The organism is Streptomyces sp. S465 (assembly GCF_026898115.1).
Taxonomy (GTDB): Bacteria; Actinomycetota; Actinomycetes; order Streptomycetales; family Streptomycetaceae; genus Streptomyces; species Streptomyces luomodiensis.
In genome coordinates this window covers 9,562,785-9,571,230 of record NZ_CP114036.1, presented here as the reverse complement: position 1 = coordinate 9,571,230, position 8,446 = coordinate 9,562,785, and the positions used below count along the sequence as shown (strand labels likewise).

Annotated in this window: 8 protein-coding genes; 7 read left to right on the top strand and 1 reads right to left on the bottom strand. The window is 69.5% G+C overall.

Annotated elements, in window-relative coordinates:
• The first annotated feature begins 329 nt into the window (after window positions 1-329).
• The 7 genes from N6H00_RS39765 (at window position 330) to N6H00_RS39735 (ending at window position 6,727) form a co-directional block, all read left to right on the top strand.
• Entirely contained in the window at window positions 330-1,316 is a 987-nt protein-coding gene (locus N6H00_RS39765) for a class I SAM-dependent methyltransferase (RefSeq protein WP_268976777.1), read from the top strand.
• 18 nt (window positions 1,317-1,334) lie between these two features.
• Window positions 1,335-2,123: a 2-keto-4-pentenoate hydratase gene (locus N6H00_RS39760; protein ID WP_268976776.1), complete on the top strand. Its 789-nt coding sequence runs from the start codon at window positions 1,335-1,337 to the stop codon at window positions 2,121-2,123.
• A 77-nt stretch (window positions 2,124-2,200) separates the two neighbouring features.
• Entirely contained in the window at window positions 2,201-3,106 is a 906-nt protein-coding gene (locus N6H00_RS39755) for an acetaldehyde dehydrogenase (acetylating) (protein ID WP_268976775.1), read from the top strand.
• Complete coding sequence (gene dmpG, locus N6H00_RS39750) at window positions 3,103-4,182, top strand: 4-hydroxy-2-oxovalerate aldolase (protein ID WP_443073183.1); 1,080 nt, start codon at window positions 3,103-3,105, stop codon at window positions 4,180-4,182. The genes N6H00_RS39755 and dmpG overlap by 4 nt, the downstream gene beginning before the upstream one ends.
• Before the next feature lie 21 nt (window positions 4,183-4,203).
• Entirely contained in the window at window positions 4,204-4,461 is a 258-nt protein-coding gene (locus N6H00_RS39745; protein WP_268976774.1) for an acyl carrier protein, read from the top strand.
• 13 nt (window positions 4,462-4,474) lie between these two features.
• The gene (locus tag N6H00_RS39740; RefSeq protein ID WP_329618628.1) at window positions 4,475-5,674 is read left to right on the top strand and encodes a histidinol-phosphate transaminase; all 1,200 of its coding nucleotides are present in this window, start codon (window positions 4,475-4,477) and stop codon (window positions 5,672-5,674) included.
• 84 nt (window positions 5,675-5,758) lie between these two features.
• Window positions 5,759-6,727, top strand: a complete 969-nt coding sequence (locus tag N6H00_RS39735) for an LnmK family bifunctional acyltransferase/decarboxylase (RefSeq protein ID WP_268976773.1) — start codon at window positions 5,759-5,761, stop codon at window positions 6,725-6,727.
• 256 nt (window positions 6,728-6,983) lie between these two features.
• Here the strand turns inward: N6H00_RS39735 and N6H00_RS39730 are convergent, their stop codons facing one another.
• The gene (locus tag N6H00_RS39730; protein ID WP_329618702.1) at window positions 6,984-8,375 is read right to left on the bottom strand and encodes a tryptophan 7-halogenase; all 1,392 of its coding nucleotides are present in this window, start codon (window positions 8,373-8,375) and stop codon (window positions 6,984-6,986) included.
• Between the last annotated feature and the right edge of the window lie 71 nt (window positions 8,376-8,446).

Genomic DNA, 8,446 nt, shown 5'->3' with positions numbered 1-8,446 from the left:
ATCCACTCCAACGGGTGCGATGTTCCAAGGACGCGCCGGTGCACGCCATCGGTAGGAGCCACAGTTACGGCCGGCCCCCGCGGTCACCGTGCCGTCCCGTCGGTTGGCTCGGCCACGGGCGGCGCTTGTGCGCCCCTCTCGCGGAGGGCCACGCGGCCGAGACACCAGCGGGAAGCCGGGGCCCGCCGGGGAAGGGCCTCGACGATGCCCCGCCGATGTCCGGCCGTGCCGTGGTGCGACCGTAACGGCGGTCGTCGCCGATGTCTTTGGGCGCGGGCCGCCGAACCATGAGACGTCGAGAAGTACCGTCCTCAATTCGGGAGCGACGCATGAACAGGATCGACTCCAGGGAGACCGCCGCCGATCTGGCCGCTGACGCCGCTCTCCTCGAGATCGCCGAGGGCCTCGGCCTTTCCGCCCTCCTGGACCGGGCCGCGCCCTTCACACTCCACGAGGTGATGGCCACCGCCACCGTGCCCGAGTCCGGTGCCGCGGCGTTTCTCGGCACACTGCTCTGCGCGGGACTGGTGGAGCGGGGCGAGGACCCGCACTGTTTCATGCCCTGCTCCGACATGGCCGACCGCCGGTACGCGGCCGGCTACCTCTCCTGGGCACTCAATGCGAACCGCCCGTACATCGACAACGCGGCGCTGTTCCTCCGCGATCCCGCGGCGGCAGGGGCGCAGTACCAGCGGGACGGGCGCCGGGTGGCGGTCTCGTCCCGCTGGATCGGGTCCTACGGCTTCTACCCCGGCGTCGTCTCGGAGATCACCAGCCGCACACCGCGGCGGATCGTGGATCTCGGCGCGGGAGCCGGCGGCCTGCTGATCCACCTGCTGACCGCACTGCCGGACAGCAGCGGACTGGCACTGGACCTGAGCGCGGCGGCCTGCGAGGAGGCCGAACGGGCCGCCCAGCGGGCCGGGGTGGGCGGCCGTCTCCAGGTGGTGAACCGTTCGATCGAATCACTCGTCGAGGATTCCTCGCCGGTCCAGGACGCGGACGTCGTGCACGCGGGATTCGTGATGCACGACGTGGTGAGCAGACCCGAGGTGCTCGACGGCGTCCTGCGCACCTGCCGGGCGTCGATCGCGGACGGGGGGTGTCTGGTCGTGACCGACGCGGTGCCCTACGTCGCCGATCCGAGGGAGCGGGGCTTCAGCGCGCTCTTCACGTACCTGCACTCCAGCTCGATGGACGTCACGCTGCCGCCCGAGGAGGAATGGCGCGCCGCGTTCGCTCGGGCCGGGTTCTCCGACGTGACCAGCGCACCGCTGCGGATGCCCGGCAGCCGTATGTTCGTGGCCGCCGGATAGGACAGGAGCACTGTGAGGATGTCGGCCGAAGACACCGCGGCAAGGGCGAGAGCCCTTTACGAGGCCCGCGCGAAGCGGGTACCCATCGCGCCGTTCACCGACGCGGACCCCACTTTGGGCATGGACGACGGGTATGCCGTCCAGCGTGAGCTCGTGCGCATGCTCGTCGCGGACGGCGACCGCGTCGTCGGGTACAAGGCGGGCCTCACGTCCGCTCCGATGCAGGACATGTTCGGTGTCGACACGCCGGACTACGGCCCCGTGCTGGCCTCCACCGTGTACGCCGACGGGGCGACCGTGTCGTGCGACGCGTTCATCGCGCCCAAGGTGGAGGCCGAAATCGTCTTCCGTCTCGGCGCGCCCCTCACTGGCCCCGGCATCACGCTGGAGCAGGCGCGCGGAGCCGTCGCGGAGGTCATGGCGGGGCTGGAGATCGTCGACTCCCGGATCGAGAACTGGCGCATCGAGCTGGCCGACACCATCGCCGATCTCGCGTCGAACGGTGCCGTTGCCCTGGCCCCGCCCGTCGCCCCCACCGCGGGCTGCGACCCCCGTCTGATCGGCATGGTGTTCTCACGCAACGGTGAGATCGTGGCGACCGGCGCCGGCGCGGCGGCGCTGGGGGATCCGGTCACCGTCGTGGCATGGCTGGCGAACGTGCTCGGCGAGCGCGGGGTGTCCCTGGACGCGGGGCAGTTGATCATGACGGGGGCGCTCCACGCCGCGGTCCCGATGAGCCCCGGGGACACGTTCATCGCCGAGTTCGACCGCTTGGGCTCCATCACTGTGCACGTGGACGGCCCCTAGGCAACCGTCCTTCCGACCGGGACGCCGTACCCGGGCTCGTCAAGGCGGGCCCGCACACAAGGAAGGGCGATACAGCCATGAGTACAGCCAGGAAAAGAAACGGGCGACTATCCGCGGCGGTGCTCGGCGCCGGCCTCATCGGAGTCGACCTGGCGGCCAAGATGATGCGTTCGCGTTCCCTCGACTGCCGACTGGTGGTGGCACGCGACGACGGCACGCCAGGTCTGCGGCACGCCGCCAGGCTCGGTCTGCCGACCGCGACGGGCGGCGTCCAGTCCCTGGTCGACGCTGCCGACCCGTTCGACGTGGTCTTCGACGCCACCAGCGCCGTATCGCACGCCGAGCACGCGGAGCAGTTGAAGCCCCTCGGGACGATGCTCGTCGATCTTACGCCGAGCAAGGTGGGGCGGATGGTGATCCCGACGGTGAACGGGGCGGATGTCCTGGAGCACGGCGACATCAACATGATCAGTTGTGGCGGTCAGGCGTCGATACCGATCCTGCACGCGATCGCGCGGCAGCACCGGATCGACTACGTCGAGGTGGTGACCACCGCGGCCAGTCCGAGCGTGGGCCGGTCCACCCGGCTGAACCTCGACGAGTACGTCCAGACCACCCAGGAGGCGGTCCGTGAGTTCACCGGGGTCAAGGACGTCAAGGCGATCCTCAACGTGAGCCCCGCCAAGCCGCCGGCGACCTTCCGAGTCGCCATGTCCGTGCTGGGCGAAGAGCTGACCGCGGAGTCGGTACGCGCGGCCGTGGCGACCGCGACCCAGCAGGTCCGGGCATTCGCCGGTGGTTTCGAGGTCACGGCGTGCGTCGTGGACGGCGGAAAGGCCCTCATCGCCGTCGAGGTCACCTCATCCGGCGACCGCATCCCGCGGTACGCGGGCAACCTCGACATCATCAACTCGGCCGCGCTGCACGTCGCCGAACGGTACGCGGCTGCCCACGTCTCGACCGCGGGCGCGGTGATGTCGTGATCCGGACGGCAGACGGGGCGAGCGGCGGGCGGAAGCCGGTTGTCGTCCATGATCCCACCCTGCGCGATGGACATCACGCGGTCCGCCACAACCTCGGCCCCGACCAACTGCGCGGGTACGCGGCCGCCGCGGACGCCGCGGGTGTTCCGGTGGTCGAAGTGGGGCACGGCAACGGCCTGGGCGCGTCCTCCCTCCAGGCCGGCCAGGCCCGGCTCGGCGACGACGAGATGCTGTCCGTCGTGCGAGAGGCTCTGCGGAACAGCAGGATGGGCGTCTTCATGATCCCCGGCTGGGGCACCGTCCAGGACCTGGAGAAGGCCATCGCCCACGACGTCGACGTGGTGCGGATCGGCACCCACTGCACCGAGGGGGACCTCGCCGAGCGGCATCTGGGGTTCCTCCGCGACGCCGGTGTCGAAGCCCACGGCGTTCTCCTGATGAGCCACATGGCCAGTCCCCAGCGGCTCGCGGAGGAGTGCGCCCGGCTCGTGGAGTACGGGGCGAGCGGGGTGGGGATTCTCGACTCCTCCGGTCATTTCCTCCCGGCAGACGTGGCCGAGCGCATCGGCGCCATCCGCCACGCCGTCGACGTTCCGGTGATGTTCCACGGGCACAACAACCTCGGCATGGCCGTCGCCAACTCGATCGCCGCGGTCGAGGCGGGGGCGGACATCGTGGACGCCTGCGCCCGGGGCTTCGGAGCGGGGGCCGGCAACACCCAGCTCGAGGTCCTGGTCCCCGTGCTGGAGCGGATGGGATTCGCCACGGGCATCGATCTGTACGGTCTGCTGGACGCGGCGGACATCGCCGGACGCGAGCTGATGCCCGCCCCGCCGGCCATCGACTCCGTCGGTGTCGTCAGTGGCCTGTCCGGAGTGTTCTCCGGCTTCAAGAACCGGGTCCTCGACATCTCCCGGCGCGAGGGGGTCGACCCGCGCGACGTCTTCTTCGAACTGGGCGAGCGCCAAGCGGTGGCCGGCCAGGAAGACCTCATCGTGGACGTCGCGCTCGCCTTGCGGGAGGAGGCCCGCGGCGGTCGTCCCACCGGGGGGCCGCGGCCTTCCGGTCAGGTGTGACAGCGGAAAGAGGAACAAGCCATGTACGAGATACTCAAAGGCATCCTGGTGGACGACCTCCAGATGAGGGCGGAAGAGGTCGTGCCGACGGCCGGCCGCGAGGAGGTGGGTCTCGACTCCCTCACGGCGGTGGAACTGGCGGCGCTGCTGCACAGCCGGCTCGGCATCGAGATCCACGACTACGAGCTGATGGACACCGCCACGGTCGCGGACATCGCGCGTCTGCTGGAGGAGCGGCTGCCACGCGCCGGAGTCGACGCCTCCGGGGGGCGCCCCTGAGTCTGTCCCGCGAATGCCGGATCACACTGCCGGATCACGACGTACTGGCCTTGCGTGCTGGGGAGTTCCCTTGTCCTTGCCTCGACTCCGTGCGGTCCTCGGCCGTCTCGCCGCGTACCAGCCGACCGAAGGCGTGCACGCGGCAGCGGCGCGCACGCGCCCGCTGTCGGCGAACGAATCTCCCCACGGCCCGCTGCCAGGCATCATGGAGGCGGTCGCGGGGGCGGCTTCGACGGTGAACCGCTACCCCGACCCGGGGTGCGGCGAGCTGACGCGTGCGATCGCGCGGAGGCACGGGGTGACCGAAGACAGGGTGGTGGTGGGCGCGGGGTCCGTCGCTCTCCTCCAGACGCTTCTGCAATCCGTCGGCGACCCGGGCACGGAGGTCGTGTACGCCTGGCGGTCGTTCGAGCTCTACCCCCTTCTCGCCGACCTCGCCGGCATGCGCTCCGTGCGGGTGCCCCTGGCCGGCCACACGCACGACCTCCCGGCCATGGCCGACCGGATCACCGACGCCACCCGACTGGTCCTCATCTGCAATCCGAACAATCCGACGGGCACGGTGGTCGCCAGGGAGGAGCTGCGGACGTTCCTGGCACGCGTCCCGCCGACCTGCCTGGTCGCCCTCGACGAGGCGTACTACGAGTACGCGCGCGGGCCGGCCGACTCAAGCGGCCTGCCCCTCGGCGAGACGCACCCGAACCTCGTGGTGCTGCGCACGTTCTCGAAGGCGTATGGACTCGCCGGCCTCCGGGTCGGCTACCTCGTGGGTGATCCCCGCGTGGTCGAGCAGCTACGCAAAGCCTGCCTCGTCTACGCGGTGAACGGGGCCGCGCAGCGAGCGGCCGTGGCGGCCCTCGGGCTTGAGGACCAGCTGCTGCGCCGCGTCGATGCCACGGTCGCGGAACGCGGCCGGGTCCGGGACGCCTTGGCGGCCCATGGCTGGGACATACCGGCCGGCCACGCCAATTTCGTCTGGCTCCCGCTGGGCGCTGCCTCGGCCGAGTTCGGCAGGTGGTGCACGGGCAAGGGCATCGCCGTGCGGACGTTTCCGGGCGAGGGCGTACGCGTGTCCGTCGGTTGCGCCGAGGACAACGACGCCTTCCTCGCCGCATCGGCCGCATGGCTCACGAGGGCCGGGCTCTGGTCACCCGTGAGCAGGATCGAAGGCCCTGCGCTGCCCAGCTCCGGCGCCCTTCCAGGGCAGGAGTGATGCCGCCCCCGCGTACCGTCGCAGACCAGGGGGGGGCACGTGCGCTCAGCCCGTTCAGAAAGGCAGGGAACAGTGAATCAGAGCATGACGACGCGGCCTGTCCGGGTGGTTGACGACGGCAGTTCGCTGTCCCGCCACGTGGTCGTCGCCCCGGGCATGTGCAGTGGCGGATCACTCATCTTCGGCCGGATCGGGGACTGGACCTGGGAGGCGGTGGCGGCCGCCTGCCACACCAATGTGCACGCGGCCCGCACCTCCGAGGGGCAGCCTGCCTACCTGTCCTTCTACTACTTCCACGTACGCGGCGGCGACGTCGTCCATCCCCACGGCCTCACCTTCGGCGACGAGCTCCAGGTGACCTCCCGGGTGTTCCAGTTCGGCAGCCAGTCGGCGATCACGCTCCACCGGCTCGCGCCGGCCGGGCTGGGCCTGGCCGACGCGCCGTTGGATCCCGCGGAGCTGTACGAGCGCCCCCACCCGGACTGTCTCTACGCCGAGAACTTCAACCGCTGGATCGCCCGTAGCCGCCCGAGCAGCAACCGGCAGCTGTCCCAGGTCGCCCCTGCGGACTTCTCCTACAGCGGCCTCCCCCGGCTGCGCAACTCCCACTCGCCGCGAACCCTGGTCGGACGCGCCCGCGAGGCTGGCAGCTTCTACTCGGCGGAGCCGCCCGGCCTCGTCGCGGCCGGGCCGGTCCACACGTCCGAGTACGCGCTGGACGTCGCACGCGACCTCAACGGCGCCGGGCTGGTGTACTTCGCCTCGTACTTCTCGATCTTCGACACGGCGCTGCTGGGCGTGTGGCGGTCGCTCGGCCGCGGCGACGAGGAGTTCTTGCGGCGCAAGGTGGTCGACCAGAAGGTCGGGTACTTCGGCAACGCCGACCCGGGCGCGGTGTTCACCATCACGGTGCGCAGATGGCACAGCTCGGCGCATCCGCGGATCGAGATCGCGGACATGGCCATGCGTGACTCCGGCACGGGTCGTCTGCTCGCCGTCGCCGGCGTCGAGATCGACATCGACGCGTCCTGCGCGGACGCGTCATCCTCGTGAGGAGGGCCCCGTCATGACCGCGGGGACGTCGAGCAGCCGGGCGGCCCCGGCGATACGGGGGAACAGGGAATCCGCGAGGCCGTCCCCGGACAGGCGGTGGCCCGGTGAGGATTCCCGGCCAGGTTCCCCCACCGTGTAGGCCGCCGCGGGAGGCGGGCCTGGGCACCAAAGCCTGCTGAGAACGCAGACGGCGACGGGCCAAGGAAGAACCACCTCACCTGGTGGGCAGTCAGCGCACGGAGTCCCACGGGGCAGGCTATCGGGAGCGGGCCCAGTGCATGCCATCGGGTGATTCGACCAGACCGCCCTCGTACAGGGGATCGTCTCCCACGCTCTCACCGAAGAGCGCCTGGACCTGGATCCGGGATCCCTGCCAGTGGATCTTCCGCGAGTGCTCCAGCAGATCGGCCCTGCGTTCCTGGCTGTAGGAGGGCGCGGTACCGATCAGTGCCTCTTCATGGGACGCGCCACCGCCCACCAGCTCCGCGAATGACTCCGCCGCCGAGGCGGAACTCCCGGTGACGCTCTTCGCCTCACGGAAGTACGCGTGTTCATCCTTCTGCAGGTCGTAGAAAGCGACCAGGAAGTCGTGGAACACGTCATACTCCCTGCGGTACCGGGCTTCGTACTCGCGGAAGCAGTCGGCCTCGTCGATGGCGCCGCGCAGTGTGGTGTTGATCGATCGGGCCGCCAGCAGGGCACTGTAGGTGGACAGATGAACGCCGGAGGAGAAGAGCGGGTCGATGAAGCAGGCGGCGTCGCCGACCAGCACCATGCCGGGCCGCCAGAATTTCTCTTGAATGTAGGAGTAGTCCTTGCGGACCCGGACCTGCCCGTACGGCCCCTTAGTGACCCGCTCCGCCTCCGAGAGGTAGTCGGCGATGAGCGGGCACTCGTCGATCAGGTCCCCCAACACCTTGTCCCGGGGTCCGTCCCGGAGGCGTTCCAGCGCCTCACGCCTCAGCACCGCGCCGACACTGGTGAGCTCATCGGAGAGGGGAATGTACCAGAACCAGCCGTGATCGAATGACGCGCAGGTGATGTTGCCCGTCCAGGGGGCCGGCGTTCGCTTTCCGCCTGTGAAATAACCGAATATGGCGATGTTCTGGAACAGGTCCGAATACTTACGCGCGCCGCCGATCCGCTTGTGTATGCGGCTCTTGTTTCCCGAGGCATCCGCCACGAATCCGGCACGGACCTCCCGCTGGACGCCTTCGGCGTCGTCGTACTGCACACCGCAGATCCGGCCCTCCTCCTCGAGAACGCCCACGACCTCGCAGCGTTCACGGACGTCCACCCCCTTACTGCGGGCATTGTCGAGGAGAATCTTGTCGAACTTCATGCGCTCGACCTGGTAGGCGTAGGAGGTCGGGCCCGAGAATTTTTCGGAAACGGAGAAGTCGAAGGTCCAGGGCTCAGCGTTGAGCCCCCACCGGAAGGTGCCGCCGTGCTTCTTCATGAAACCGGAATGCGCCAGCTCATCCGTGACTCCGAGGAGCCGGCAGATCCCGTGCACAGTGGATGGGAGCAGTGACTCGCCGATCTGGTGCCGGGGGAACTCCTCCTTTTCCAGGAGCAACACCCGATAGCCCTGGAGTGCCACTAGAGTCGACAGCGTGGATCCACCGGGACCACCCCCGACGACCACTACGTCGTAATCTGACTGAACAGCAGAATGCACGCCTTTCTCTGCCTCTCATGTCGTTCGCCGGTGGGCAT

What these genes read in the sequence shown, in the direction of transcription:
- N6H00_RS39735 (WP_268976773.1), top strand. Translation starts at nt 5,759, where the DNA reads ATGACGACGCGGCCTGTCCGGGTGGTTGACGACGGCAGTTCGCTGTCC.
- N6H00_RS39740 (WP_329618628.1), top strand. Translation starts at nt 4,475, where the DNA reads ATGCCGGATCACACTGCCGGATCACGACGTACTGGCCTTGCGTGCTGG.
- N6H00_RS39755 (WP_268976775.1), top strand. Translation starts at nt 2,201, where the DNA reads ATGAGTACAGCCAGGAAAAGAAACGGGCGACTATCCGCGGCGGTGCTC.
- N6H00_RS39765 (WP_268976777.1), top strand. Translation starts at nt 330, where the DNA reads ATGAACAGGATCGACTCCAGGGAGACCGCCGCCGATCTGGCCGCTGAC.
- N6H00_RS39745 (WP_268976774.1), top strand. Translation starts at nt 4,204, where the DNA reads ATGTACGAGATACTCAAAGGCATCCTGGTGGACGACCTCCAGATGAGG.
- N6H00_RS39760 (WP_268976776.1), top strand. Translation starts at nt 1,335, where the DNA reads ATGTCGGCCGAAGACACCGCGGCAAGGGCGAGAGCCCTTTACGAGGCC.